A 26,835-nucleotide genomic window follows, 5' to 3' on the forward strand; every position below is an offset into this window, starting at 1 on the left:
CCCTTGCCCGACTCTTTCCCCGAGGACGATGCCATGCCCCTGTCGATCGGCGACCGCCTGCCCGAAGCCACCTTCCGCACGCCGGGCGAGGACGGCCCGAAGCCGATCACCTCGGCGGAGATCTTCGGCGGCCGCAAAGTCGTGCTCTTCGCCGTTCCCGGCGCCTTCACGCCCACCTGCACGATGAACCATCTGCCGGGCTTCCTCGATCTGAACGGGGAGATTCGCGCCAAGGGCGTCGACGACATTGCGGTTGTGTCGGTCAACGACGTTCACGTGATGAAGGCTTGGCGCAACGCGACCGGCGCCACCGACCAGATCCTCTTTCTGGCAGACGGCAACGCGGACTTCACCCGCGCCGTGGGCCTCGACATGGACATGGCTGTCGGCGGCATGGGCACACGGTCCAAGCGCTATTCGATGATCGTCGAGGACGGCGTCGTGAAGGCCCTCAATGTCGAGGATTCGCCCGGCCAAGCCGAGACCTCGTCGGCCGCGACGATCCTCTCGCAACTCTGAGAGCGCTGCAGATCAAGCCGGCGAGGTCGCACGCCGGGTCTTGAACGGCGCCATGCCCTGACGCGCCAATTCGTCGGCCCGCTCGTTCTCGGCGTGGCCGGCGTGGCCTTTCACCCAGTGGAAGGTCACGGAATGCCGGTTTCGCTCGGCGTCCAGCCGCTGCCACAGCTCGGCATTCTTCACCGGTTTGCGGTCGGCGGTCTTCCAGCCGTTGCGCTTCCAGCCGTGAATCCACTTGGTGATGCCGTCACGCATGTATTGCGAGTCGGAATGGAGATGGACGTCGCAGGCCCGCTTCAACGTCGTCAGCGATTCGATCGCCGCGAGAAGTTCCATCCGGTTGTTCGTGGTGTGCGCCTCGCCGCCGGACAGCTCGCGCTCGGTGTCGCCGGTGCGCAGGATCGCCCCCCAGCCACCGGGGCCCGGATTGCCCGAACAGGCGCCATCGGTGAACACGTCGACACGCGTCAGCGAAGCCGATTCGTCTGTCATGCGGATGCACTTTCGAGGGAAACGCCATAGTCGGCAACGCTTTGCACCTGTCGGTGAAAGCGCGACTTGCGCAGATATTCGCGCGGATCCTTCTTCGTCACGAAGGACGTGTCGGGAATGTGAATCCAGTCGTAGAGGCGCGTCAGCAGGAACCGCATGGCGGCGCCCCGCGCGAGGATCGGCAGAGCGTCGAGTTCGGCCGGCGAAAGCGGGTGCACGGCCCGATAGCCCTCGATCATCGCGCGCCCCTTCGTCACGTTGAAGGCGCCGTCCTGCTCGAAGCACCAGGCGCAGAGACAGATCGCCAGATCGTAGGCAAGGATGTCGTTGCAGGCGAAGTAGAAATCGATGAGTCCCGAAAGCCGTCCCTGCAGGAAGAAGACGTTGTCGGGGAAGAGATCGGCATGCAGCACACCGGTCGGCAGGTCGCTCGGCCAAGCGGCCTCCAGCGCGCCGAGTTCCGAAAGGATCTCGTCCGAAAGCCCCGGCTCGACGTCGTCGGCACGCGGTCCGCAGCCTTCGAATAGTGGTCGCCAGCTCTCGACCGACAGCGCGTTCGGACGGCGAAGCGCAAAACCTTGCGTCGCCTTGTGCATGCCGGCCAGCGCCCCCCCGACCTCGCGGCACTGCTCGGCGTTGGGGCGCCGCGTCCACATGCCCTCGAGAAAGGTGAAGAGCGCACCCGGACGACCCGCGAGTTCGCCGAGCACGCTTCCCTCGCGCGGCGGCACCGGGAGCGGACACGAGAGCCCCTCGGCCGCCAGATGCTCCATCAGCCCGATGAAGAACGGCAGGTCGTCGCGGTTCACCCTCTTCTCGTAGAGAGTGAGGATGAACGTCCCGGCCTCTGTTCTGACGAGGAAATTGGAGTTCTCGACGCCTTCTGCGATCCCCTTGTAGCTGAGCAGCGCGCCCAGATCGTAGCGCGCGAGAAAGGCGGAAAGCTCGGCCTCGCCGACATCTGTATAGACGGCCATCTCAGATCACCCGCGTTGCGGCGAGCGGCCGGTCGCCGTTGACGAAGGCCATGTCGGCCGCCGTCAGCGGCACGTCGCGCAGCGACCGCATGACCGGGAAGTTCTCGTTCTCGATCGCGGTCTGAACGAGTTCGATCCGCACCTCGAAGCGCGCCCGAAGCGCCGCCAGGATCTCGTCGGTCAGCACTTCCGGTGCGGAGGCGCCCGCGGACATGCCGAGCACGGACCCCGGCGCAATCTCGCCCACCCGCACGTCGGCAACGCCCTGGACCAACAGACCCCTTCGCGACCCGGCCCGTTCGGCCACCTCGACCAGACGGCGCGAGTTCGAGGAATTCGGCGCGCCGACGATGAGGAAGAGATCGGTGCCGACCGCCGAAGCCTTCACCGCATCCTGCCGGTTCGTGGTGGCGTAGCAGATCGATTCCGACGACGGCGCTTCCATCAAAGGGAACTTACGCTGCAGGGCGTCGATGATCCCCTTGGTGTCGTCGACCGAGAGCGTCGTCTGCGTCACGAAGCCGAGCGCGGCGGGATCGGCGGGATCGTAGGCCGCGACGTCCTCCTCCGTTTCGATCAGCACCACGCTGCCCTCGGGAAGCTGTCCCATGGTGCCCACGACTTCCGGATGTCCCCGGTGGCCGATGAGCAGCACCCGACGGCCCAAGCGAACGTGACGCACCGCCTGCTTGTGGACCTTCGACACCAGAGGACAGGTCGCGTCGAGATAGAGCATCTCCCGTCGTTCCGCCTCGGCCGGCACCGACTTCGGCACCCCATGGGCGGAGAAGACAACCGGTTGGCCGTCGTCGGGGATGTTGTCGAGATCGCGCACGAAGACGGCACCCATGTCGCGCAGCCCGTCCACGACGTATTTGTTGTGGACGATCTCGTGACGCACGTAGACCGGGGCGCCGTAGCGCTTCAGCGCCAGCACCACGATCTGGATCGCGCGATCGACGCCCGCGCAGAAGCCGCGGGGCTCGCAAAGCCGGATCGTCAGCGGGGGCTTGCCGTTCTCGTCGGACAAATCGGATTCTCCGGTCTCGGGCGTCTCATGCGGGGAATGAAGGGATCGAGCCCCGCCCTGTCAAGCCGGTCCGGACCGTCGCCACGACGCGACGCGCCGCACGAGGAACAGCAGGAGCATCACCGCCAGCACCCCCGCCAGCCCGAACCAGGTGATGGCGTATTGCAAATGGTTGTTGGGAATGTCGATGACGGTGGTGCCCCCGACCGGGTAGCCGCCCTCGGCTTTTCCTGGTCCGGCATCCAGCGTGAACGGCAGAACCTGCGTGCCCGCGGGCAGCGCGAGACCCGCCGCCATGTCGGGCACGCTGCGCCAGAAGAAGGTGTTCTTCGTAAGATCGTTGTCGGGCATGAACCAGCTGGCCTTACCCTGCGCCGGCGCACGCGAGAGGCCGGTGATGGTCACGAGGCCTGCAGGATTTCCATCGGGACGCGTCACGGGATCCTTGCGATCGTAGGGCACGAAGCCGCGATTGACGAAGAGCACCGCCGATCCGTCGTCGAGGACGAGCGGCGCGTAGACGTTCCAGCCCGCTTGCCCGTCGAAGGTCGACAGGAAGTAGCGCTCGCCGCGATAGTCGAACGTGCCGGTTGCCGTCGCCGGCACGTAGTCGATGTCCTCGCCGGCGGAGAACCGTACTGCAATGTCGGCGACGGGAACGGGCGTGGCATGAATGCGCGCGTCGATGCGTTCGACGAGAGCATTCTTCCAGTTCAGTCGCTCGACCTGCCAAGCTCCAAGCCCGGACAGGATCGCGATCCCGGTCAGGCAGACCAGCACGACGAAGAGGGAACGCGCGAGCGAAGGGTTGGCGTCGCCCGCCGTCGGCATGTTTCCGTCTTCAGTCGGTGCGGTCATGCGACGCCAAGCGGCCCTCGGCCGCCTTGCTGCGGAACTGCAGTCCGACCATCAGCCCCTTCGCCACTCGCATCAGCGGCAGAGCGAGAATGAAGGTCAGCGGAAGCCAGAGAAGCAGGTGGACCCAGATCGGGGGGCTGTAGACGACCTCGGTGTAAAGCGCCAAGCCCACCACGACGAAGCCAACGATGGTCATCACGAAGAAGGCCGGGCCATCGGCGGAGTCGAGCGGCCTGAAGTCGAGATCACATCGGTCGCAGGACGCTTCGAGCCGAAGGAACCCCGCGAACAGTCGTCCGCGTCCGCAGCGGGGACAACGCCCCAGCGCGCCGGACCTCGCGGGATCGATGCCTGGATGGCTCGGATTGTCGTCGGTCATGCGCGGACCGTCCCCTTCCAAAAAGGAAAGGCGGCCGAAGCCGCCCCGTCCCGATATCGCGAATGCAGGACTGGATCAGCCGGCGTGAATCGGCGCGCCCCATCCGCCCCAGACGTAGATGGCGAAGAAAAGAAAGAGCCAGACCACGTCGACGAAGTGCCAGTACCACGCGGCCGCCTCGAAGCCGAAATGCTTGTGCGGCGTGAAGTGTCCACGGATCGCCCGCAGCAGGCAGACCGCGAGGAAGATGATGCCGACCATGACATGGAAGCCGTGGAAGCCCGTCGCCATGAAGAAGGTCGAGCCGTAGATCGAGCCGCCGAACGCGAAGGGCGCATGGGCGTATTCGAAATACTGGACGTAGGAGAAGATCACGCCGAGGAAGACAGTCAGCGCAAGGCCGGTGATCAGCGACTTGCGGTCGTCCTCGAGCATCGCGTGATGCGCCCAGGTGGCCGTGGTGCCCGAGAGAAGCAGCGTGATCGTGTTGAACAACGGCAGGTGCAGCGGATCGAGCACCTCGATGCCCTTCGGTGGCCAGACGCCGCCAAGTGCCTGTGTCCGCGCCGCCTGGATCGCCTCGCCGGGAAAGAGACTTGCGTCGAAGAAGGCCCAGAACCATGCGACGAAGAACATCACCTCGGAGGCGATGAACATAATCATGCCGTAGCGCAGGTGCATCGACACGACAGGCGTGTGCGCCCCTTCGCGGCCTTCCTTGATCGTATCAGACCACCACGCGAACATGGTGTAGAGGACGAGCGCCAGACCGACGAAGAAGATCGAGGGCGTGGCGATGTTCGCGCCGAGGAACATGAAGGGCGAACCGGCGTGGTGTCGCATCCACGCCACCGCGCCGAACAGCATGATGAAGGCGCCGAGCGAGGCGAGGAACGGCCACGGGCTGGGGTCGATGATGTGGTAGTCGTGATGCTTCGTATGCGTCGTGTCAGCCATGGTTCGTTCCACTCATCCCAGCCCCTGCTTCCTTACCAGCAATTGCGGATGGATACCAAAGATCCCGTTTCAAGGACGGCGCGATCCCCCGACCGCGCCGGTTGGAAAAGCGTCAGAGCTTGTCGCTCGAACCCGTCGGCTTGCCCGCGTCGGCGACGGGGGCCGCCGCGGGCGTTGCCGGAAAGAACGTGTAGGAGAGCGTGATGGTCGCCGCGTCCTTCACGTCGGGGTCGTCGATCAGCGCGGGATCGACGAAGAAGACGACGGGCATGTCCACCTCTTCGCCCGGCTGCAGCGTCTGGTTCGAGAAGCAGAAGCACGCGATCTTGTTGAAATACGCGCCGGACAGAAGCGGCGTGACGTTGAACGTCGCCTGCGCCGTCACGGGCTGGTTGGAGCGGTTCTTGACACGGTAGGACGTCTGCCGGGTCTCGCCGAGCTTCACCGTCACCTCCCGCTCCGTCGGTTGGAAATCCCAGGGAACCGAAGGCGACGCGTTGGCGTCGAAACGCACGTTGATCGTGCGGTCCAGAACGGTGGCGGAGGCCTGCTCGGCGCGCTGCGTCGTGCCACCGTAACCGGTCATCTGGCAGAACAGCCGGTAAAGCGGAACCGAGGCGTAGGCGGCGCCGACCATGCCGCAGGTGAACGCCACGCAACTGAAGGCTATGATCTGTGCTCGGCGGCGCGAAGACGCGACACCGCGCAGATCCTGCTTGCGCTGCTCTTCCATCGTCAGACCGCCCCCATCTTGATGAGCGTCACGACGTAGAAGACCACGACCATCGCCACCAGCGTGACGCCGATGGCGATCGACCTGCGACGCTGCGCGCGGCTTTCCGCAGCGCTGAGGCGAATGCGCTCGTTGCGGGGATCAACCGACATGAAGCATCCATCCCCGCGAGACCACGGTCTCGACCAGAAGAATGGTGAAGAGGGCGAAAAGGTAGAGGATGGAGAAGCCGAACAGACGCTTCGCCGGCAGCATGACAACATCCCCGTCCTGCATCCGCAGCACTTGAAACGCCCGGAACACGAACACCGCGCCGAGCGCGACCGAGGCCGAACCATAGACGAGACCGGCAAAGCCCATCGCAAACGGCAGGACGCCCACCGGTGCGAGGATCAGCGAGTAGACGAAGATGTGAATCCGGGTCGATCGCTCGCCCGCCACGTTCGGCAACATCGGGATGCCCGCCGCGCCGTAATCCTTCATCTTGAACAACGCCAGCGCCCAGAAGTGCGGCGGTGTCCACAGAAAGATGATGAGGAAAAGCACGAAGCTCTCCCAGGAGAGACCGCCCGTGACGGCCGCCCAGGCCACCATCGGCGGAAACGCCCCGGCGGCCCCACCGATGACGATGTTCTGCACGGTGCGGCGTTTGAGGCCCATCGTGTAGACGACGGCGTAGAAAACGATGGTGAAGGCCAGGAACGAGGCCGCGAACCAGTTGGCGGCGAGACCCAGCAGCATCACGGCGAAGATCGAGAGCGACAGGCCGAAGGCCAGCGCCGCACCCGGCGTGATTCGACCGGTCGGCACCGGACGCTTGGCGGTGCGCGCCATGATCCGGTCGATGTCGGCGTCGTACCACATGTTCAACGCGCCAGAGGCACCCGCGCCGAGCGCGATCGCGGCGAGCGACACAAAGGCCAGCACGGGATTGACGGGGCCGGGCGCGATGAGGAAGCCCGTCACCGCGGTGAGCAGGACGAGCGACATCACGCGCGGCTTGAGAAGGGCGATGAAGTCGCCAGGTTCCGCGAGGCTGATCAGCGGACGGTCGCTGGCGCTCGGCAGGTGGTCGATGGCGGTCATGGGCGTCCTCTTTGGCGTTGCTCGCGACAACGGGGAATCAAGCTGCGAGCGGTGCCGGGTGGAGGAGAGTTCGGAACGAAGCGATCCCGGCCTAGTCCGGGATCGCGGACGATTCGCTCAGCGGATACGCGGCAGCTCTTCCCACTGGTGGAACGGCGGCGGCGACGACAGCTGCCACTCGAGGGTCGTGGCCCCCGCCCCCCAGGGGTTGGCACCAGCGAGACGCTTCTTGGAGAAGGCCTCGTAGACGCCGTAGAGGAAGACGAACACTGCGACGGCCGAGATGTAGGAGCCGATCGACGAGACGTAGTTCCAGCCCGCGAACGCATCCGGATAATCGGCGTAACGGCGTGGCATGCCGGCGGCGCCGAGGAAATGCTGCGGGAAGAAGATCAGGTTCACGCCGACGAAAGTCATCCAGAAATGAACCTTGCCGATCGTCTCGTTGTACATGTAGCCGCTCATCTTGGGGAACCAGTAGTACCAGCCCGCAAAGATGGCGAAGACGGCGCCGAGCGACAGAACGTAGTGGAAGTGCGCGACCACGTAGTAGGTGTCATGCAGCACGCGGTCCATACCGGCGTTGGCGAGCTTGACGCCCGTGACGCCGCCGACGGTGAAGAGGAAGATGAAGCCGATGGCCCAGAGCATCGGCGTCGCGAAGCGGATTGAACCACCCCACATCGTCGCGATCCAGGAGAAGATCTTGATGCCCGTGGGCACCGCGATGACCATCGTCGCAAAGACGAAATAGCGCTGCGTGTTGAGCGAAATGCCGGTCGTATACATGTGGTGCGCCCACACCACGAAACCGACGACGCCGATGGCGACCATGGCGTAGGCCATGCCGAGATAGCCGAAGACGGGCTTCTTCGAGAAGGTGGAGATGACGTGGCTGACGATGCCGAAGGCCGGCAGGATCAGGATGTAGACTTCCGGGTGACCGAAGAACCAGAACAGGTGCTGGTAGAGGATCGGGTCGCCGCCGCCCTCGGGCGCGAAGAAGGTCGTGCCGAAATTGCGATCGGTCAGAAGCATGGTGATCGCGCCGGCGAGAACGGGCAACGACAGAAGCAGGAGGAACGCGGTCACGAGCACCGACCAGGCGAAGAGCGGCATCTTGTGCAGCGTCATGCCGGGAGCGCGCATGTTGAGGATGGTGGTGATGAAGTTGATCGCGCCGAGGATCGACGAGGCGCCCGCGATGTGCAGCCCGAAGATCGCAAGATCGACGGCCGGGCCGGGATGGCCGACGGTCGAGAGTGGCGGATACATGGTCCAGCCCGTGCCGGCGCCGTTCGTGCCGGGCGCGCCCTCGACGAACATCGACAGAATCAGCAGCAGGAAGGCGGGCACGATGAGCCAGAACGAGATGTTGTTCAGGCGCGGAAAGGCCATGTCCGGCGCCCCGATCATGATCGGGATCATCCAGTTGGCGAAGCCACCGATGAGCGCGGGCATGACCATGAAGAAGATCATGATCAGGCCGTGGCCGGTGGTGAAGACGTTGTAGAGCTGCGGGTTGCCGAAGATCTGGAGACCGGGCTCCTGAAGCTCCATGCGCATCGCCACCGACAACGCGCCGCCGATGATGCCGGCGCAGATCGCGAAGATCAGGTAGAGAGTCCCGATGTCCTTATGGTTCGTCGAGTAGACCCAGCGCGTCCAACCGGTCGGCCGGTGGTCGTGGGCATCGTGTTCGGCGGCGTGAGCCATGTGTCTCTCCCCCTGCGCTTTCAGCGCGCGGCCACGACCGATTTCGCGGCGGCGATCTCGGCGGTGAGCTGGGCGTTGGCATTTTCGACGTTGGTGGCGGCCGCCGCGAGCCAGGTCTGGAACTGCTCCTTGCTCACGACGCGCATGCCGATCGGCATATTGTAGTGGCTGGACCCACAGAGCTCGGAGCACTGTCCGTAGAACATGCCCTCGCGGTTGGCCTCGAACCAGTATTCGTTGAGACGGCCGGGAATGGCATCGACCTTCACGCCCATCGACGGCATCGCGAAGGAATGGATGACGTCGCCGCCGGTGGAGAGGAGGCGGACCACCGTATCGACCGGGATCACCATCTCGTTGTCCACCGCGAGAAGCCGCGGATAGGTCTCGCGGTCGTCCTTGCCGGCTGTACCGCGGGCGTCTTCGGCCAGCGGATAAGACAGGTACGACACCGGCTGCGCGGCGGGCGAGGCAGGGTTCTCGGCCGTGCCGGCGACCGCCGAAGAAGCCGCGGCCTCGGTCTGCGCGGGCTGGTACTCGTAGCCCCAGTACCACTGGTACCCCGTCGCCTTGACGGTCAGTTCAGGCTCGCGCGGCGGATTGTACTGCGCCGTCAGAAGCTGGAACGAAGGAATTGCGAGGCAGAGCAGGATGAGAACCGGCGCTAGCGTCCAGACCACCTCGATGGCCGTGTTGTGGCTGGTGCGCGAGGGCGTCGCGTTGCGGCTCTCGCGATAGCGGAAGGCGACCCAGCCGAGCAGGCCTGCCACGAAGATCACGATCGGGACGATGAACCAGAGCGTGTAGTTGCTGAACCAGTGGATCTGCGCCTCGATCGGCGACAGCGCTTCCTGAAGGTTGATCTGCCAGGGATGCGGCTGACCGGGATGGAGCACGGCATCCTGCGCGGCTGCTGCGAGGGTCGAACCGGCAAGCACGCCCGCTGCGATGGCTGTTCTCTTCACGAATGCTCTCCCTCGTGGAAGGATATGATTCCATCCTGCCGGACGAGTAGCGCCAATTCCAGATCGACGCGAGCGTCGCGCAATCTCGAATGCCGCTAATGTGCAGGTACCGAGGTCGCTTCAACCACGAAACCGCCGCCTTCGCAACACGAGCGGGCCACGGCGCCTTGCGACATAATGCGATCGTTGCATCCCGGTATCGGCGCCGGCACGACCGTCCGTCAGCAAGCCTCGGTGGGCTTGTCGACGCGCAGATAGGGAATGCATTAACGTTTCGTTTGCCATAAGGCGCTCTCGACCCTCGGCGCTTTCTCGGGAAGATTTCATGAAAACCCTCCTCGCCTCGGCGGCGGTCGCGCTCGTCTCGCTGCTGCCGCTCGCAGCCCTCGCCCAGACGGGAACGGTGAAGTCCCAGCACGGCGCCTGGGCCGTCGTGTGCGACCAGCCGGCGGGCGCCGCCGGCGAGCAATGCGCTCTGCTGCAGAACGTCGTCGCCGAAGATCGGCCCGAGGTCGGGCTGTCGGTGCTGGCGTTGAAGACGGCGGACGGCAAGGCGCAGATCCTGCGCGTTCTCGCGCCGCTCGGCATTCTCCTGCCCAACGGGCTCGGCCTCTATGTCGACGGCAAGGACATCGGCCGCGCCCAGTTCGTGCGCTGCTTCGAGGACGGATGCTATGCCGAGGTGATTCTCGAGGATACGCTGCGCCAGACCCTTTCCACCGGCACCTCCGCCACCTTCATCGTCTTCCAGACGCCGGAAGAGGGAATCGGCATTCCCGTCGATCTCAAGGGGTTCAGTGAAGGCTTCGCCGCCCTCCCCTGATCCGGCACGTTGCAAGCTTTCCGGCCATGCCGCGATGACAGCGTCGCCGTCCGCGCCTATCTGGAGCGCTGATTGAAGCGTTTGGAGCGGATGATGGCCCTTTCCCTGATCGACCGGTTCGACCTGTCGCGTGCCGAGATCGAGACGATCGTCTCCGATACGCTGCAGGGAGCCGACGACGGCGAACTCTTTGTCGAATACCGCGAGCAGGAATCGCTCGTCTTCGACAACGGCCGGCTGAAGGCCGGCGATTTCAGCACGGACCAGGGCTTCGGGCTGCGCTGCGTCGCCGGCGAGGCGATCGGTTTTGCCCATGCCGGCGATCTCTCCGGCGGCGCGCTTCGCCGCGCCTCGCAGGCCGTGCGCGCCGTACGCTCCGGCCATTCCGGTGAACTGGCGCAGGCGCCGCGTGGCACCAATATTCGCCTCTACGGCGACGAGAACCCGATTCCCGAGCCGGGTTTCGAAGCGAAGGTCAAGCTCCTCCAGCAGATCGACGGCTATCTTCGCTCGAAAGACGAGGCGGTGCGTCAGGTCAGCGTTTCGCTGGCCACGCAATGGCAGGTCGTCGAGATCCTGCGCGCCGACGGAAGGCTGGTGCAGGACGTCCGCCCGCTCGTGCGCCTCAACGTCTCGGTGGTCGCGGGCCGCGGCGACCGGCAGGAGACGGGCTCTTCGGGCGCAGGTGGGCGCACCGGCTTCTCGGGCTTCACCATGACCGAGAGCTGGCAGTCGCTCGCCGACGAGGCGCTGCGTCAGGCTCGCGTCAATCTCGAGGCGGTCGCGGCGCCGGCCGGCACGTTCGACATCGTGCTCGGCGCGGGCTGGCCGGGCGTGATGCTGCACGAGGCGGTGGGGCATGGGCTGGAGGGCGACTTCAACCGCAAGAAGACGTCCGCCTTCGCCGGCCTCCTCGGCCAGCAGGTGGCCGCGCGCGGGGTGACCGTGGTGGACGACGGCACGATCTCGGAGCGGCGCGGGTCGCTGACGATCGACGACGAGGGTTCGCCCACCAACCGCACGGTGCTGATCGACGACGGCAAGCTCGTCAACTACATGCAGGATCGGCAGAACGCCCGCCTCATGGGCATGGAGGCCACCGGCAACGGCCGGCGCCAATCCTACGCCCACGCGCCGATGCCGCGCATGACCAACACGATGATGCTGGCCGGCGACAAGACGCCAGAGGAGATTCTCTCGTCGGTGAAGGACGGGATCTACACCGTCTCGTTCAACGGAGGCCAGGTGGACATCACCTCCGGCAAGTTCGTCTTCAACTGCACGGAGGCCTATCGCATCCGCAACGGCGTCGTCGGCGAGCCGCTGAAGGGCGTGATGCTGATCGGCAACGGCCCGGACGCCATGCACCGCGTCTCGATGGTCGGCAACGATCTGGCGCTCGACGCCGGGATCGGCAATTGCGGCAAAGCCGGCCAGTGGGTGCCGGTCGGCGTCGGCCAGCCGCATCTGCGCATGGACCAGATCACGGTCGGCGGCACCGAAGCCTGAGCAGTAGGCCGACCGGCGCTGCGGGTCACGGATAGAGGCGTGAGGCGGTCCAGTCGTCGGCGCCCGTCCGGGTCAGCCGATAGCGGTCGTGAAGTCGGAAGGCGCCGTCGTGCCAGAACTCGATCTCGCGCGGCACGACGCGAAAGCCCGACCAAACCGGCGGTCGCGGGATCGGGCCCTCGCCATATTGTGACCCGAGGTCCTCGACCCGGCGCTCCAATGTCTCCCGGTTCTCAAGCGGGCGGGATTGGAGCGAGGCCCATGCCCCGATCCGGCTCTCCCGCGCGCGGCTCGCGTAATAGGCGTCGGCCTCCTCGTCGCTCACGATCTCGACATCGCCGCGAATGCGAATCTGGCGATGCAGCGACTTCCAGTGGAAGTTCAGCGCTGCCTTTCGGGTGGCACGGATCTCCTCCCCTTTTCGGCTCTCGAAATTCGTGTAGAAGACGAAGCCGCGTCGGTCGAAGCCCTTCAGAAGGACCATCCGGACGTCAGGAAGGCCATCCGAATCGACCGTCGCCAGCGACATGGCGTTCGGATCGTTCGGCTCCGACGCCTCGGCATCGCGCAGCCAGATCCCGAAAGCGGCAAACGGATCTGCCGGAAGCGCAATTTCACCGAACGTTAAGGTCGTTTTGTCCATCATCGAGCCGAACTCCGATTCTCGCCTTGCGCCTTTTACGGGCGATCGGCGGCGACGGCAAAGACTGAAGGGTACGATGATTCGGACGTTGCAGGTCTTGTCTGTTTTCGCTCTCGCATGCCCCTTGCTGACGGGCTGCACCGTCATGAACGGATCTGCGCTGGAAGAGGCGGCAGTGGACCGCTCGATCACCACGGCTTCGATCGCGGCGCCGGCGCCGGCGGACTCCCGAGAAACCGTGTCCGACAGCGCGACGGTGCGCAACGCCGTGTCGGCGGCCAAGATCGAGACGATCGAAGCCGAGCCGTTGGCATGGTCGAACGCCGAAACCGGCGCTACCGGAACGATCACCGCGATTCGCGAGACCCGGGCCGGCGACGAGATCTGCCGCTCCTTCCGCACCTCGCGCCAGCGCTTCGATGGCGTCGCGCTCTACGACGGCGAGGCCTGCACGCGCGGCCAGGGCGAATGGACCCTCACACACTTCTCGCAGGGTCGCTAAGTCGGCCTCTTCGCCCGGCGCCTTCCTCTTCCCGGTGTGGAAGGGACTTCAATTCGATGCGGCATCTCGCCATATAGGTCGTGGCTGGCGCAATCGCGCCGGCCGTCCGCCGTCTGGCCAACGTCGGAACCGCCGTCTCGTCCACCGTTCCAGGATCCTGCGCCCTATGCGTGACCCCTATACCGTTCTCGGCGTCGGCAAGACTGCCAGCGAGGCGGAGATCAAGTCCGCGTTCCGCAAGCTCGCGAAGAAGTATCACCCCGACGCGAACGCGGACGACGCCAATGCGGGCGCGCGCTTCAACGAGGCGAACCAAGCCTACGAGATCCTCGGCGAGAAGGACAAGCGCGAGAAGTTCGACCGCGGCGAGATCGACGCCGAAGGCAAGCCGAAGTTTTCCGGCTTCGGCGGCGGCGACAGCCCGTTCGGCACCGGGCGTGGCACCGGCGGCGGCTTCGACTTTCGCGGTACCGGCGGCGCGCAGGACTTTCCGGGCACCGAAGGCCTCTTCTCGGACTTCTTCGACCAGGCGTTCGGCGGCTCGAAGCGGAGCGGCGCGCGGGGCGCAGGCGGCTTCACCGCCGCGCGCAACACGCCGAGCAAGGGCGAGGACATCCGCGCCACGTTGAAGGTGCGGCTGGAGGACATCGTTTCCGACGAGAAGGTCGAGGCGGTGTTTCCGAACGGCAAACATCTGGCGATCCGCCTTCCCGACGGCGTCGAGGACGGCCAGACGATCCGCCTGCGGGGCCAGGGTCAGCCTGCCGTGTTCAATGGCGGACCGGCCGGCGACGCGCTCGTCACCATCTCCTTCGCCGAACATCCGCGCTTTGCAGTGCAGGACCGCGATCTTCTGGTGGATCAAGCCGTCGACCTCGCCGATGCCGTGCTCGGCGGGCGCATCACCATCGAGACGCTCGAAGGCAAGGTGACGACGAAGGTGCAGCCCTGGACGAATTCCGGGCGCACGCTGCGCTTGAAGGGCAAGGGACTGACGCGGAAGGACGGCACGCGGGGTGACATCCTCGCGACCTTGATGCTGACGCTGCCGCCCGAGCCCGATGCCGAACTCACCGCCCTGCTCCAGCGCCGACGCGACGCGCAGAACTGAGGAAACCATCGCCCGCGACCGTTTCGGCGAGCGCGAGAGGCATGCTGCTGCTTGCTGGCGTGTGAACGCTATGCCATACCGCCGCCGCATCGCGACGTTGCAGACTGCAGTTGAAGGAGACCCGGCATGGTGGAATCGGTCGGCCTGATGAAGGGCAAGCGCGGTCTCATCATGGGCGTCGCGAACAATCGTTCGATCGCCTACGGGATTGCGAAGTCGCTGGCGGACCAAGGCGCGGAGATCGCGCTGACCTACCAGGGAGATGCGCTGCGCAAGCGGGTCGAGCCCTTGGCGGCAGAGCTCGGTGCCTTTGTCTGCGGCCATTGCGACGTCGGCGACGCTGCCACGATCGATGCCTGCTTCGCGGCGATCGAGGAGAAGTGGGGCAAGCTCGACTTCCTGGTCCACGCCATCGGCTTTTCCGACAAGGACGAGTTGACCGGCCGCTACGTCGATACGTCGGAGGGCAATTTCACCAAGACCATGCTGATCTCGGTCTATTCCTTCACGGCGGTCGCCCAGCGCGCCGAGAAGCTGATGACCGATGGCGGGTCGATGCTGACGCTGACCTATTACGGCGCCGAGAAGGTCATGCCGAACTACAACGTCATGGGGGTCGCCAAGGCGGCGCTCGAGGCGAGCGTGAAATATCTGGCGGTGGACCTCGGGCCGAAGAACATTCGCGTCAACGCGATCTCGGCCGGCCCGATCAAGACGCTCGCGGCGTCCGGCATCGGCGACTTCCGCTACATTCTGAAGTGGAACGAGTACAACGCGCCGCTCCGCCGCACGGTGACGATCGAGGAGGTGGGGGATGTCGGCCTCTACCTGCTCTCCGATCTGTCGCGCTCGGTGACCGGCGAGATCCACCACGCCGATTCCGGCTATCACGTCGTCGGCATGAAGGCCGTCGATGCGCCGGACATCTCGGTCGTGAAGGACTGATGACGCCGCGCGACGCAGCGTCCCTGCCCCTCCTCTATCTCTGCCGCCACGGCCAGACCGACTGGAACGCGGACGGGCGCCTTCAGGGCCAGAGCGACATTCCGTTGAACTCGACCGGCCGTGCGCAGGCCAGTCGCAACGGCACCTATCTGCGCAACGTCTTGGGCGAGGCTGCGGCGACGTTCGACTTCGTGTCGAGCCCGATGGGCCGCGCCTCGGAAACGATGAGAATCATTCGCCGCACGCTTCGTTTGCCGGAGGACGACTTTCGGCGCGACGAACGACTGCGCGAGATCCACTTCGGCGACTGGCAAGGCTTCACGCTGGCAGAGGTCAAGGCGCGCGATCCCGCGGGCCTTGCGACACGCAAGCGCGACAAGTGGAACTTCGTGCCGCCCGGCGAGGGAGCGGAGAACTATTCGGGGCTCTCAGCGCGCGTGGCGCCTGTCTTCGAGGCGCTGGATCGTCCGACGATCATGACGGCGCATGGCGGGATCACGCGTGCGTTCCTTTGCCTCTACGGCGGCGTTTCCGAAGTGCGGGCTGCACAGGAGGATATCCACCAGGACCGCATCCTGCGGGTCGAGCGCGGCATCCTCGCCTGGGTGTGAGACGCCCGTCAGTCCGCGCGTTCGTACAGCACGTGGACTTCCATTCCCGGGTTGAGACGATCGGTGTCGAAATCGTCCGGCAGGAGGTAGGTCTTCCCGTCCGTCAGCCGCAGGGAGGCGCCGTCGCGGTCGATCCCCTCGATCGATCCGGCAGCCTCTTCCGCCATCGCCGGGATCGTCATCGATACCGTGAGCACCGAGCACGCGAAGAAAGCGACGACACGTCTCGTCATGGGATGCTCCGAGTTCGCCAAGCGGCCAAGCGGATCGTCCCGCCGCCCTTGCATGAGTTTGGGTTCGGGAATGTGGTTTTTTCCAGGACCTCGCGAAGTTTGACGGACGCGCCTTTGCCCGCCCACGTGGGATTTGACCTTTGCGGTAAGCAAATCGTAAACCGGCGCGGACCCGTCACCGGACCGCAGCCTCACCGGATCGCAGCCATGTCGCATAACAGTTTCGGCCATCTCTTTCGCGTCACCACGTGGGGCGAGAGCCATGGGCCGGCGATCGGCTGCGTAGTGGACGGCACGCCGCCGGGCACGGTTCTCTCCGAGCCGATGATCCAGCGCTTCCTGGACGAACGCCGCCCGGGCCAGTCGCGTTACACGACGCAGCGCCAAGAACCCGACGCCGTGCGCATCCTCTCCGGCACCATGCCCGGCGAGCGGGATGGCGAGCTGGTGGCGACGGGCACGCCAATCGCGCTGGAGATCCAGAACGTCGATCAGCGCTCCAAGGACTATGGCGACATCGCGCGGCGCTATCGTCCCGGCCATGCCGACATCACCTACGACATGAAATACGGCGTGCGCGACCATCGCGGCGGCGGTCGCTCCTCGGCGCGCGAAACGGCGACACGCGTGGCGGCCGGCGCCATCGCCCGGCAGATCGTGCCCGGCCTCGTGGTGCGCGGCGCCCTCGTGCAGATCGGCGACGTCGCGATCGAGCGTTCGCGGTTCGACTGGGCGGAGACCCGCAACAACCCGTTCTTCTGCCCCGATGCCGAGACGGCCGAGCGCTGGGCCGAGCTGCTCGACAGCGTGCGCAAGCGCGGCTCCTCGATCGGCGCGGTGGTCGAGGTCGTCGCCGAAGGCGTTCCCGTAGGTCTCGGTGCGCCGCTCTACGGCAAGCTCGACGCCGACATCGCGGCCGGCTTGATGTCGATCAACGCCGTGAAAGGCGTCGAGATCGGCGACGGCTTCCTCTCGGCGACGCTGTCGGGCGAGGAAAATGCCGACGAGATCCGGATGGGCGACGACGGGACGCCCCTCTTCCTGACCAACCACGCCGGCGGCATTCTCGGTGGCATTGCCACCGGGCAGCCGGTCGTCTCGCGCTTCGCCGTGAAGCCGACCTCCTCAATCCTGACGCCGCGCCGCTCCGTCGATGCCGACGGACAGGAGGTCGACGTGATGACGAAGGGCCGGCACGACCCTTGCGTCGGCATCCGTGCCGTGCCGATCGGCGAGGCCATGGTGGCCTGCGCCATCGCCGACCACTATCTCCGGCACCGCGGCCAGACCGGCCGAAGCTGAACCCGTCGAACGAGCGTATCTCCTCCTCTTCTCCTTTCGCGGACGCTCGATCCTCCATGATGACGCGCCTCTACCATCATCCGATCTTCGCCGAGCATCTCACAGGCCCCGGCCACCCGGAGCGACCAGAACGCATGGCGGCCGTCGCGGCGGCGCTGGAGGACGAAGCGTTCCAGAATCTCGACCGCGTGTTGGCCAGCGAGGGATCGCTCGACGCCGTCTACCGCTGCCACCCGCACGACCACGTGCGCAAGATCGCGCGCTCGACGCCGACCGAGGGCATGGCGCGGATCGACGGCGACACGATCGTCAGCCCGCAGAGCTTCGCGGCGGCGCTGCATGCGGTGGGTGCCGCCTGCGCGGCCGTGGACGATGTGGTGAGCGGCGCGGCGCGCAACGTCTTCGTGGCCGCCCGCCCGCCCGGCCACCATGCCGAGCGGGCGACGGCCATGGGTTTCTGCCTGTTCAACCAGGCGGCCATCGCGGCTCGCCACGCACAGGCCGTCCATGGGCTGGAGCGCGTCGCCATCGTCGACTGGGACGTGCATCATGGCAACGGCACGCAGGACATCGTCTGGAGCGACCCGTCGATCCTCTACGTCTCGACGCACCAGATGCCGCTCTACCCCGGCACCGGCGCCCGCTCCGAGACCGGGGTCGGCAACGTCTTCAACGTGCCGCTGCGCGAGGACGACGGCACCGACGAGTTCCGCGCCGCCTTCCGCGAGGCCGTGATGCCGCCGCTCGAAGCGTTCCGGCCCGATCTCGTCATCATTTCGGCGGGCTTCGATGCCCATCATCGCGACCCGCTCGGCGGCCTCAATCTCACCGAAGCCGATTTCGACTGGGCCACCGGCCAGCTTCTCGATGTCGCGTCGCGCCACGCGGGCGACCGTCTCGTCAGCCTGCTGGAAGGCGGCTACGATCTCCAGGGGCTCGGCCGATCCGTCGCCTCGCACGTCAAGCGGCTGATGATCGGCTGAGGCCGATCCCGATCCGCAGGGAGCCAGCATGTCCGACACCACCACGACCCTTCCGGTCGACGATTCCGACATCCGCAGGATGAGCTTCGAGGAAGCGCTCGAATCGCTGGAGCGCATCGTCTCCGATCTCGAGCGCGGCGACGTGCAGCTGGAGCACTCGATTCGGATCTACGAACGGGGCGAGAAGCTGAAGAGCCATTGCGACCGGCTGCTCAGCGCCGCCGAGGACAAGGTCGAGAAGATCAAGCTGTCGCGCGCCGGCAAGGCGACGGGAACCGAGCCGTTGGATCCCGCTTAAGTTGTCGTGAGACAGGGCGTCGCGCTGGCGCGCCAACGTGGACAAGCCCGGTTGAAACCGTTCTAAGACCCTTGCGCGAAGCCGGTCCGCCGCTTCCTGCGAAACAGCATGTTCTCTCAGGAGTTGCCGACGTGTCGTCGCCCCTTTCCACGCCGCTGCTCGACCAGATCGCCTCGCCCGAAGACCTGCGCCGCCTGCCGGAGGCGGACCTGCGCCAGGTGGCGGACGAGTTGCGGCGCGATCTCGTGGACGCGGTGTCGCGAACGGGCGGGCATCTCGGCGCCGGCCTGGGCGTCGTCGAGCTGACGGTGGCGATCCATGCGGTGTTCGACACGCCGCGCGACCGGCTGATCTGGGACGTCGGCCACCAGGCCTATCCTCACAAGATCTTGACGGGTCGGCGCGAGGCCATGCGGACGGTGCGCCAGGAGAAGGGGCTTTCCGGCTTCGCCAAGCGCACGGAGAGCGAATACGACCCGTTCGGAGCGGGCCATTCCTCCACTTCGATCTCGGCCGGCCTCGGCATGGCGGTGGCGAGCGAGCTTTCCGGCCGCAGGAACCATGTGATCGCCGTGATCGGCGACGGCGCGATGTCGGCGGGCATGGCCTACGAGGCGATGAACAATGCCGGGGCGCTCGACGCCCGGCTGATCGTCATCCTCAACGACAACGACATGTCGATCGCGCCGCCCACCGGCGCGATGTCGGCCTATCTCGCCCGCCTCGTTTCCGGCAAGACCTATCGGGGCCTGCGCGATCGCGCCAAGGCGGTGACGAAGCGGCTGCCCGAATTCGTGCGCGAGGGCGCGCGCAAGACCGAGGAGTTCACCCGCGGCTTCCTCACCGGCGGCACGATGTTCGAGGAGCTCGGCTTCTTCTATGTCGGCCCGATCGACGGCCACGACCTCGACCATCTGCTGCCCGTGCTCAAGAACGTCCGCGACACCGGCACCGGCCCCGTCCTCGTTCATGTCGTGACCAAGAAGGGCAAGGGCTACGCGCCGGCGGAAGCCAGCGCCGACAAGTATCACGGCGTCTCCAAATTCGACGTGACGACGGGCGCGCAGTCCAAGCCCTCGTCGAACGCGCCGAGCTACACGCGGGTCTTCGCGGAGACGCTGGTGCAGGAGGCGCGCGAGGACGAGAAGATCGTCGCGATCAACGCCGCGATGCCCGACGGCACCGGCCTCGACCTCTTCGGGCAGGCCTTCCCGAAGCGCACCTTCGACGTCGGCATCGCCGAGCAACACGCGGTGACGTTCGCGGCCGGGCTCGCGACCGAAGGCTACAAGCCGTTCGTCGCGATCTACTCCACCTTCCTGCAACGCGCCTACGACCAGATCGCCCACGACGTCGCGATCCAGCACCTGCCCGTGCGCTTCGCGATCGACCGCGCCGGGTTCGTCGGCGCCGACGGCCCGACGCATGCGGGCTCGTTCGACACCGGCTTCCTCTGCCCCTTGCCCGGCATGGTGGTGATGGCGGCGGCCGACGAGGCCGAGTTGCGCCACATGGTGCGCACCGCCGTCGCCTACGACGAGGGGCCGATCTCCTTCCGCTATCCGCGAGGCAACGGCACGGGCGTCGACATGCCGGAGCGCGGCACCGCGCTGGAGATCGGGCGTGGCCGCATCCTGCGCGAGGGCACGAAAGTGGCGATTCTCTCCTTCGGCTCGCGTCTCGCCGATGCGATGGCCGCCGCCGAGGACTTGGAAGGCTTCGGCCTCTCCACGACGGTCGCCGACGCGCGCTTTGCGAAGCCATTGGACGCCGACCTGCTGCGCCGGCTTGCGGGGAACCATGAAGTGCTCGTGCTGCTCGAAGAAGGCGCTTCGGGCGGTTTCGGCGCGCAGGCGCTGGAATATCTCGCGCGCCACGGCCTCCTCGACCGCGGCTTGAAGGTGCGTCCGATGACGATGCCGGACCGATTCGTCGATCATGCGGCTCCGGAGGTGATGATCCGCCAGTCCGGCCTCGACCGGGCCGGGATCGTCGAGGTCGTCTTCGGGGCGCTCGGCGAGAGTGCGCGGCGCGTACTGCAGGCCTGATCCGCCACCCGCCGGCATTCGAGAATCGTTCCAAGCCTTGCCATTTGGCGGCTTGGGCCGCATGACCTCAGCCATGGCATCCACCGAAGAACAGCATCTGTCGCGCGTGCGGCTCGATATCCTCGTGAGCGACCGGGGCCTTGCGGCAAGCCGGGCCAGGGCCCGCGACGCGATCCTGCGCGGGCACGTGCGGGTCGACGGGCTCGTGGTCACCAAGCCGAGCCTCAACGTGCCGCCCGAGTCGGAGATCGTTCTCGACGATCCCGCCGCCGACTACGTCTCGCGCGCCGGTCTCAAGCTGGAAGCGGCGCTGGAGGCCTTCGCGATCGACGTGACCGGGCGCACCGCGCTCGACGTCGGCGCCTCCACCGGCGGCTTCACCGAGGTGCTGCTGCGGCGGGGCGCGGCGCATGTCGTGGCGATCGACGTCGGACACGGCCAGCTTCATCCGCGCATCCGCGCCGACGCGCGCGTCACCGTGATCGAAGGCCTGAACGCCCGCGATCTCGACGAGGACGACCTCGCGGGCCATCGCTTCGACCTTCTGGTCTGCGACGTGTCCTTCATCTCGATGAAACTGGCGCTGCCGCCGGCGCTGGAACTCGCCGAGCCCGGCGCGGACGGCGTCTTCCTCATCAAGCCGCAGTTCGAGGCCGGCAAGGACGCCATCGCCAAGAACGGCCTGCTGCGGGATCCCGAGTCGGCCCCGGCGATCGCCGAGGATCTGGCAAGCTGGCTGGGATCGCAGCCGGACTGGACGGCGCGGACGCCTATCCCCTCGCCGATCGAGGGCGGCGACGGCAACAAGGAATTCCTCATGGCGGGCGCCAAGCGATGATCGAGCGCCTCGCCATCGACGCGCTCGGCACGCAAGCCGACGGCATCGGACGTGGGCCAGGGGGCCTTGCCTTCGTGCCCTTTTCGCTGCCCGGCGAAACCCTCGACATCGAGCGGGACGGTAGCCGCGCCGCCATCGAGCGCATCGTCACGGCGTCTCCCGAGCGCCGCGAACCGCCCTGCCCGCATTTCGGCCAGTGCGGCGGCTGCGAGTTACAGCATGCGAGCGAGGATCTCTACCGCGCCTTCAAGCGCGACGTCGTGTCCGAAGCCTTCCGTCGCGAGGGCGTTTCGGCGGAGATCGGCGACCTCGTGCCCTGCCCGCCGGCCTCGCGTCGGCGCGCGGTGTTCTCGGCGGTGCGGGCCGACACGCGCGTGCTCTTCGGCTTCCACGAGCCGGCCAGCCACCGCATCTCGCAGATCGAGACCTGCCTCGTGGTGACGCCGGTCATCGCCAAGCGCCTGCCGCTGTTCCGCAAGCTCGCGACGCTCTTGATCGACCGCAAGCGCGAGCTTCGCATGACGGTGACGGAGACGCTCAGCGGCTTCGACGTCGCGGTGGACGACGCCGCCAAGCTGACCCCAGCGCTGCGCCAGCAAGCGGTGAAGCTGGCGCTCGACCCCTCGATCGCGCGCCTCTCCGTTTCCGGCGAGACGATCGTGGAGGCACGCTCGCCTCAGGTCACGATCGACGGCCTCCCCGTGGCGCTGCCGCCCGGCGCCTTCCTGCAGGCGGTGCCGGCGGCGGAAGAGGAAATGGCGCGCGTCGCGCTCGGCCATCTCGCAGGGCTCAAGTCGGTGGCAGATCTCTTCTGCGGCGTCGGCGCCTTCGCGCTGCGCATGGCGCGCACGCAGGCCGTCCATGCCGTGGAGTTCGACGCTCCGGCGCTGGCCGCCCTCGACGGGGCGCGGCGTGGCGTGTCGGGTCTCAAGCCCGTGACGCTGGAGCGGCGCGATCTCATCCGCCGTCCGGTGACGGCGAAGGAGCTCGAGAAGTTCGGTGGCGTGCTCTTCGATCCGCCGCGCGCCGGCGCCGAGGCGCAATGCGTCGAACTCGCCAAGTCGAAGGTGCAGCGCATCGCCGCCGTCTCCTGCAACCCGCCGACGCTGGCGCGCGATGCCACGATCCTGATCGCCGGCGGCTATCGCCTCCTGTCGGTCACGCCGATCGACCAGTTCCTCTGGTCGCACCATGTCGAGGCCGTCGCCCTTTTCGAGCGTTGAGGCCAGCCCGTTCCGCCAAGCGGGCGTTCGCGTAGAGCCGCGGAAGAAGACCACGCGAACCGCAGGAAGGCGACGATGCTCGAAACCATCACCGGCTTCCTCCAGAGCTACGGCTACGTCGTCATCTTCGTGTCGATCTTTCTCGAATCGACCGGCCTGCCCTTTCCCGGCGAGAGCATCCTCATCGCCGCCGGCATCATGGCGGGGCATGGCGAACTGAACGTCTGGGGCGTGGTCGGCGCGTCCTTCGTCGGCGGCACGATGGGCGACAATCTCGGATACTATCTCGGCCATCGGTTCGGGCGCCGTTTCGCCGATCGCTACGGCCCGAAATTCGGGCTGACGCCGGAGAAGCTGGACTATGTGGAGCAGCGGTTTCGCAAGGTGGGCCCCCCGATCGTGCTCGTGGCGCGCTTCATCCTCGTGCTGCGGCAGGTCTGCGGCTTCGCCGCCGGCACGCTGCGCTTTCCCTGGTGGGAGTTCCTGCTGTTCAATGCGCTTGGCGCCGCCCTCTGGTCGGCCGCCTACGGCTTCGGCTCCTACATCCTCGGCGATCAGATCGACCGGTATCTGCACGGCAGCCCGTGGGCCTACGCGGCCATCGCCGCAGTCTTCCTCACGCTGACGGCGACGACGCTCCTCGGTTTCCGCAACCGCCTGCGCCGGCAGCGCGAAACGGCGGCGAAGAATGCTTCAGCCGCGCTGGAAGAAGGCCGCGAAGGCTGACCGCGCTTCCGTGGATCGAAGCCGATCGGTGAAGTGGTCGATCTCCCCCCGAATGCGGGTCTCGATCTCGCTCCGCTCGCCGCGCATGAGGGCCCGCGTCAGCCGCAACGCCTCGGGCGGCTTGGCCGCGAGGCGCTGCGCCGCCGAGCGCGCCTCGGCCTCGGCCTCCGCCGTCACCGCATAGACGAGACGCGCCGCAAGCGCCGCCCCAGAGTCGAAGGTCTCGCCCATCGCGAGCAGCGCGAAGGCGTTCTGCGTGCCCATCTGGCGTGGCGCAAGCAGGCTGGAGGCCGCCTCAGGAACGAGACCGAGATCGACGAACGGCGTGCGGAAGGTCGAGCGCGGCGTCGCGTAGACGAGATCGCAATGCAGCAGCAGCGTCGTGCCGATGCCGACGGCGAGCCCATCCACCGCCGCGACGAGCGGCTTCTCGCAAGCGACGAGCGCCAGCAGAAAATCCTGCACCTCGTCCATCGGGCCGCCTTTGCCGAAGGCAACAAAGTCCATCAGATCGTTCCCGGCCGAGAAGGCACCGGGCACGCCGGCGATCAACACGGCGCGGATGTCGGCATCGTCGCCGGCGCGGCGGAGCGCATCCGCCATCGCCGCATACATGGCGCGGTCGATGGCGTTGCGCTTCTCCGGCCGGACGAGCCGCAGCGTCATCACCCCATCGGCGAAAGCGGTTTCGACGTGCTTGCTCATGGTCGCCCTCAGTTCAGCGCCGCGCGCGCGGCATCGAGGCTCGACGCGCCGGCCATGACTTGGCGCTTCAGCGCAGCGACCTCGGGTAGCAGATGGTCGGCCATGAAGCGCGCGAGAGCGGCCCGCTCGTCGGCGTCCGGCGCCGCCAGCGCCGCCTTGGCGAGATAGGCGTTGCCGCTGCACAGCGAGAAGAGCCGCAGATAGGCCGTGGCCCCCGCCAGCGCCTCGCTCAACCGCCCGGCGCGGAGGTGCTCGAGAAGATACGCCGTGGTGTCGCGAAGGTCGCCGAGCGCCTCGCCCAGCCGATCCGCGGTCTCGCCGAAGGCCGGCCGGTTGGAGCCACGAACGGCCTCGGCGATGGCTTCCAACTCGTCGATATAGGCGGCGACGGTGCGCCCGTCCGAAAGCGGCAGCTTGCGCGACACGAGGTCGATCGCCTGGATGCCGTTGGTGCCCTCGTAGATCGGCGCGATCCGCGCGTCGCGCAGCAGCCGGGCCGCGCCGGTCTCCTCGACATAGCCCATGCCGCCATGCACCTGGATGCACAGCGACGCCACCTCGACGCCGACGTCGGTCGGAAACGCCTTGGCGAGCGGCGTCAGCAGGTTGGCGCGCTCGCTCCAGTGTCGCAGCGCCTCCTCCCGACCTCGGGCAGCCTTCGCCTGATCGAGCGCATGGCCGCAGGAATAGGCGATGGCGCGTGCCGACGAGACGAGCGCCTTCATCGTCAGCAGCATGCGCGCGACGTCGGGATGCTCGATAATCGGCACCATTTCGCCCGAAGCGGGCTCGCGGCGGTCCTTGGCGAGAAGCGTCGAGCGGCCCTGACGCCGCTCGCGGGCATAGTCGAGCGCCTTCTGGAACGCCGCCTCGGCGACGCCCAGCCCCTGAATGCCGACATAAAGCCGGGCCGAGTTCATCATCGTGAACATGCAGGCGAGGCCCCGGTTCTCCTCGCCGACGAGCCAGCCGACCGCCCCCACCTCGCCGGTTTCGCCCGTGCCATCGCCATAGATCATCGTGCAAGTGGGCGAGGCGTGGATGCCCATCTTGTGCTCGATGGCATGGCATTTCACGTCGTTTCGCAACCCAAGCGATCCGTCGCCCTCGACGAGGAACTTCGGCACGAGGAAGAGCGAGATGCCCTTCACGCCCGCCGGCGCATCCGGCAGACGCGCCAACACGAGATGCACGATGTTGTCGGTGAGATCGTGCTCGCCATAGGTGATGTAGATCTTCTGGCCGAAGATCCGGTAGGTGCCGTCGTCGCGCCGTTCCGCGCGGGTGCGCAGGGCCGAGAGGTCGGAGCCCGCCTGAGGTTCGGTGAGGTTCATCGTGCCCATCCACTCGCCCGACACGAGCTTGTCGAGATAGACGGATTTCAGGTGGACGCTGCCATGCGCTTCGATCGCGTCCACTGCGCCGATCGTCAGCGTCGGACCAATGCCGAAGGCCATCGAGGCGCCGTTCCACATCTCGCAGACGGCGGCGGAGACGGCGGTGGGAAGCCCCTGCCCGCCATGGTCCGCCGGCCCGGTCAGCCCGTTCCAGCCGCCTGCCGTCCACCGGGCGTACAGGTCCTTCCACCCCAAAGGCATCGTCACGGCGCCATCGCGGAAGACGGCACCCTCGCGGTCGCCGATCGCCGCGAGGGGTGCGATCTCGTCGCTTGCGAATCGTCCGGCCTCGTCGAGGATGGCATCGAGCAGATCGGGTGTCAGGTCGCCGGTCAGACCCTCCACCATCGCCGCTTCGAGCCCCGCCACGTGCCGGAGGGCAAAGCCGATTTCGGTCACCGGTGCCTTGTACATGGAGGTCCTCGCGAGGTCTGACGCCGATGCCGATCGGGCACGAACGCATCGCCGAAACCTACCGATCATTGACGTTAACGTCAAAACAAAAGGCTGGACGCTTCCGCCCGAAAGACCATCTCTCAGGCTTGCTGACGATGAACGATCGACGTGCAGGCAGGAGACGAGAATGCGCCTAGTGAGGTTCGGGCTTCGCGGTCAGGAGCGCCCCGGCATCCTCGATGGGGACGACCGGATTCGCGACGTCTCCGCGACCGTGCGCAATTGGCGGGGCGATAGTCTCGATCCGAGCTTTCTCGCGTCACTGCGCGAGATGGACCTTGCCTCCCTGCCGGAGGCCGACCCGGCGTCGCGGCTCTGTGCGCCCATCGCGGGGGTGCGCAAGATCATCGGCGTCGGCCCGAACTTCCACGACAGCGCACGTCTGGCCGGCTTCAAGATCAACCCGGAACCGACGATCTTCATGAAGGCGCCCTCCGCGATCAGCGGCCCCACCGACCCGATCGAGATCCCACGCCTGTCCACGCGCACCGACTGGGGGGTCGAGCTGGCGGTGGTGATGGGCCGAACGGCGAAATATGTCAGCGTCGAAACGGCGATGGACCACGTCGCGGGATTCACGCTCGCCAACTGGAGTGGACCCCATTTCGCCGGACAGGCGGCTGTTGGGTTTAGGCACTGAGCCTTATGAACTCACGAGGCGAGCGGAACTTCAGGCCTGAGTGCGGGTGAACCTCGCAATAATCCTCGATCCAGTCGGGGAGCAAGGCGAGGATGGTGTCGGCGTCGGGCAGGACGGTGATGCTGGCGTA

Annotated in this window: 30 protein-coding genes and 1 pseudogene; 15 read left to right on the forward strand and 16 right to left on the reverse strand. The window is 66.7% G+C overall.

Translation table 11 applies throughout. From position 1 onward, the window contains the following. Positions 1-33 precede the first annotated feature (33 nt). On the forward strand, positions 34-519 hold the full coding sequence (locus GGR04_RS13155; protein ID WP_183200339.1) for a peroxiredoxin: 486 nt from the start codon (positions 34-36) through the stop codon (positions 517-519). 12 nt (positions 520-531) lie between these two features. Here GGR04_RS13155 and rnhA read toward each other — a convergent pair whose 3' ends face one another. From rnhA to coxB, 11 genes are all read right to left on the reverse strand, one after another. Continuing rightward, entirely contained in the window at positions 532-990 is a 459-nt protein-coding gene (rnhA, locus tag GGR04_RS13160) for a ribonuclease HI (protein ID WP_183200387.1), read from the reverse strand. A gap of 17 nt (positions 991-1,007) precedes the next feature. After that, entirely contained in the window at positions 1,008-1,988 is a 981-nt protein-coding gene (locus tag GGR04_RS13165) for a homoserine kinase (protein WP_183200340.1), read from the reverse strand. 1 nt (position 1,989) lies between these two features. Then, entirely contained in the window at positions 1,990-3,018 is a 1,029-nt protein-coding gene (gene ispH / locus GGR04_RS13170; protein ID WP_183200341.1) for a 4-hydroxy-3-methylbut-2-enyl diphosphate reductase, read from the reverse strand. A gap of 60 nt (positions 3,019-3,078) precedes the next feature. After that, positions 3,079-3,849, reverse strand: a complete 771-nt coding sequence (locus GGR04_RS13175; protein ID WP_183200342.1) for an SURF1 family protein — start codon at positions 3,847-3,849, stop codon at positions 3,079-3,081. A 10-nt stretch (positions 3,850-3,859) separates the two neighbouring features. After that, on the reverse strand, positions 3,860-4,255 hold the full coding sequence (locus tag GGR04_RS13180; RefSeq protein WP_183200343.1) for a DUF983 domain-containing protein: 396 nt from the start codon (positions 4,253-4,255) through the stop codon (positions 3,860-3,862). 75 nt (positions 4,256-4,330) lie between these two features. Beyond that, positions 4,331-5,212, reverse strand: coding sequence for a cytochrome c oxidase subunit 3 (locus GGR04_RS13185; protein WP_183200344.1), 882 nt, complete (start codon positions 5,210-5,212; stop codon positions 4,331-4,333). A 112-nt stretch (positions 5,213-5,324) separates the two neighbouring features. After that, positions 5,325-5,945, reverse strand: coding sequence for a cytochrome c oxidase assembly protein (locus GGR04_RS13190; RefSeq protein WP_183200345.1), 621 nt, complete (start codon positions 5,943-5,945; stop codon positions 5,325-5,327). A gap of 2 nt (positions 5,946-5,947) precedes the next feature. Further along, positions 5,948-6,097: a cytochrome c oxidase system small membrane protein gene (locus tag GGR04_RS13195; protein WP_183200346.1), complete on the reverse strand. Its 150-nt coding sequence runs from the start codon at positions 6,095-6,097 to the stop codon at positions 5,948-5,950. Next, the gene (locus tag GGR04_RS13200; RefSeq protein ID WP_183200347.1) at positions 6,087-7,031 is read right to left on the reverse strand and encodes a heme o synthase; all 945 of its coding nucleotides are present in this window, start codon (positions 7,029-7,031) and stop codon (positions 6,087-6,089) included. The genes GGR04_RS13195 and GGR04_RS13200 overlap by 11 nt, the downstream gene beginning before the upstream one ends. 117 nt (positions 7,032-7,148) lie before the next feature. Continuing rightward, positions 7,149-8,747: a cytochrome c oxidase subunit I gene (ctaD, locus tag GGR04_RS13205; RefSeq protein ID WP_183200348.1), complete on the reverse strand. Its 1,599-nt coding sequence runs from the start codon at positions 8,745-8,747 to the stop codon at positions 7,149-7,151. Positions 8,748-8,767: 20 nt separating this feature from the next. Beyond that, a complete protein-coding gene (gene coxB / locus GGR04_RS13210) occupies positions 8,768-9,712 on the reverse strand; it encodes a cytochrome c oxidase subunit II (RefSeq protein ID WP_183200349.1) in 945 nt (314 codons plus the stop codon). 325 nt (positions 9,713-10,037) lie between these two features. On the opposite strand from coxB, the gene GGR04_RS13215 reads away from it, so the two are divergent. Continuing rightward, the gene (locus GGR04_RS13215; RefSeq protein ID WP_183200350.1) at positions 10,038-10,535 is read left to right on the forward strand and encodes an invasion associated locus B family protein; all 498 of its coding nucleotides are present in this window, start codon (positions 10,038-10,040) and stop codon (positions 10,533-10,535) included. 93 nt (positions 10,536-10,628) lie between these two features. After that, a complete protein-coding gene (tldD, locus tag GGR04_RS13220; RefSeq protein WP_183200351.1) occupies positions 10,629-12,044 on the forward strand; it encodes a metalloprotease TldD in 1,416 nt (471 codons plus the stop codon). Positions 12,045-12,069: 25 nt separating this feature from the next. Here tldD and pdxH read toward each other — a convergent pair whose 3' ends face one another. Then, the gene (gene pdxH / locus GGR04_RS13225) at positions 12,070-12,687 is read right to left on the reverse strand and encodes a pyridoxamine 5'-phosphate oxidase (protein WP_183200388.1); all 618 of its coding nucleotides are present in this window, start codon (positions 12,685-12,687) and stop codon (positions 12,070-12,072) included. Positions 12,688-12,925: 238 nt separating this feature from the next. Here pdxH and GGR04_RS13230 point away from each other — a divergent pair, with 238 nt between their 5' ends. The 4 genes from GGR04_RS13230 (at position 12,926) to GGR04_RS13245 (ending at position 15,856) form a co-directional block, all read left to right on the forward strand. Then, a complete protein-coding gene (locus tag GGR04_RS13230) occupies positions 12,926-13,189 on the forward strand; it encodes an RT0821/Lpp0805 family surface protein (protein ID WP_512698880.1) in 264 nt (87 codons plus the stop codon). A gap of 166 nt (positions 13,190-13,355) precedes the next feature. Further along, positions 13,356-14,300: a DnaJ C-terminal domain-containing protein gene (locus GGR04_RS13235; RefSeq protein ID WP_183200353.1), complete on the forward strand. Its 945-nt coding sequence runs from the start codon at positions 13,356-13,358 to the stop codon at positions 14,298-14,300. 126 nt (positions 14,301-14,426) lie between these two features. Then, positions 14,427-15,245: an enoyl-ACP reductase FabI gene (fabI, locus tag GGR04_RS13240; RefSeq protein ID WP_183200354.1), complete on the forward strand. Its 819-nt coding sequence runs from the start codon at positions 14,427-14,429 to the stop codon at positions 15,243-15,245. Beyond that, positions 15,245-15,856: a histidine phosphatase family protein gene (locus GGR04_RS13245; RefSeq protein ID WP_183200355.1), complete on the forward strand. Its 612-nt coding sequence runs from the start codon at positions 15,245-15,247 to the stop codon at positions 15,854-15,856. Before fabI ends, GGR04_RS13245 begins: the two co-directional genes overlap by 1 nt. Positions 15,857-15,864: 8 nt before the next feature. Here GGR04_RS13245 and GGR04_RS13250 read toward each other — a convergent pair whose 3' ends face one another. Further along, the gene (locus GGR04_RS13250) at positions 15,865-16,089 is read right to left on the reverse strand and encodes a DUF1344 domain-containing protein (RefSeq protein ID WP_183200356.1); all 225 of its coding nucleotides are present in this window, start codon (positions 16,087-16,089) and stop codon (positions 15,865-15,867) included. 207 nt (positions 16,090-16,296) lie between these two features. On the opposite strand from GGR04_RS13250, the gene aroC reads away from it, so the two are divergent. The 7 genes from aroC to GGR04_RS13285 all read left to right on the forward strand — a co-directional run bounded on the left by aroC (position 16,297) and on the right by GGR04_RS13285 (position 23,507). Then, on the forward strand, positions 16,297-17,391 hold the full coding sequence (gene aroC / locus GGR04_RS13255) for a chorismate synthase (RefSeq protein ID WP_183200357.1): 1,095 nt from the start codon (positions 16,297-16,299) through the stop codon (positions 17,389-17,391). A gap of 56 nt (positions 17,392-17,447) precedes the next feature. Further along, complete coding sequence (locus GGR04_RS13260) at positions 17,448-18,374, forward strand: histone deacetylase family protein (RefSeq protein ID WP_183200358.1); 927 nt, start codon at positions 17,448-17,450, stop codon at positions 18,372-18,374. Positions 18,375-18,402: 28 nt separating this feature from the next. Continuing rightward, the gene (locus GGR04_RS13265) at positions 18,403-18,672 is read left to right on the forward strand and encodes an exodeoxyribonuclease VII small subunit (RefSeq protein ID WP_183200359.1); all 270 of its coding nucleotides are present in this window, start codon (positions 18,403-18,405) and stop codon (positions 18,670-18,672) included. 131 nt (positions 18,673-18,803) lie between these two features. Next, positions 18,804-20,720: a 1-deoxy-D-xylulose-5-phosphate synthase gene (gene dxs, locus GGR04_RS13270; protein ID WP_183200360.1), complete on the forward strand. Its 1,917-nt coding sequence runs from the start codon at positions 18,804-18,806 to the stop codon at positions 20,718-20,720. A gap of 73 nt (positions 20,721-20,793) precedes the next feature. Next, entirely contained in the window at positions 20,794-21,558 is a 765-nt protein-coding gene (locus tag GGR04_RS13275; RefSeq protein WP_183200361.1) for a TlyA family RNA methyltransferase, read from the forward strand. Next, positions 21,555-22,781 (forward strand): class I SAM-dependent RNA methyltransferase, encoded by a 1,227-nt coding sequence (locus tag GGR04_RS13280; protein WP_183200362.1) that lies wholly within the window; start codon positions 21,555-21,557, stop codon positions 22,779-22,781. Before GGR04_RS13275 ends, GGR04_RS13280 begins: the two co-directional genes overlap by 4 nt. Positions 22,782-22,856: 75 nt before the next feature. Next, complete coding sequence (locus GGR04_RS13285; protein ID WP_183200363.1) at positions 22,857-23,507, forward strand: DedA family protein; 651 nt, start codon at positions 22,857-22,859, stop codon at positions 23,505-23,507. Here GGR04_RS13285 and GGR04_RS13290 read toward each other — a convergent pair. Then, positions 23,475-24,212, reverse strand: coding sequence for a crotonase/enoyl-CoA hydratase family protein (locus GGR04_RS13290; protein WP_183200364.1), 738 nt, complete (start codon positions 24,210-24,212; stop codon positions 23,475-23,477). The two genes, GGR04_RS13285 and GGR04_RS13290, sit on opposite strands and share 33 nt — an antisense overlap. Positions 24,213-24,220: 8 nt before the next feature. After that, on the reverse strand, positions 24,221-26,023 hold the full coding sequence (locus GGR04_RS13295; protein ID WP_183200365.1) for an acyl-CoA dehydrogenase family protein: 1,803 nt from the start codon (positions 26,021-26,023) through the stop codon (positions 24,221-24,223). 169 nt (positions 26,024-26,192) lie between these two features. Between GGR04_RS13295 and GGR04_RS13300 the strand changes: the two genes are divergently transcribed. Next, a complete protein-coding gene (locus GGR04_RS13300) occupies positions 26,193-26,705 on the forward strand; it encodes a fumarylacetoacetate hydrolase family protein (RefSeq protein ID WP_183200366.1) in 513 nt (170 codons plus the stop codon). Here the strand turns inward: GGR04_RS13300 and GGR04_RS23970 are convergent. Further along, a pseudogene (locus GGR04_RS23970) lies at positions 26,695-26,835 on the reverse strand (IS3 family transposase); the annotation flags it as partial. The gene GGR04_RS13300 and the pseudogene GGR04_RS23970 sit on opposite strands and share 11 nt — an antisense overlap.

It is taken from the genome of Aureimonas pseudogalii, from assembly GCF_014196835.1.
In the GTDB taxonomy this organism is placed as follows: Bacteria; Pseudomonadota; Alphaproteobacteria; order Rhizobiales; family Rhizobiaceae; genus Aureimonas; species Aureimonas pseudogalii.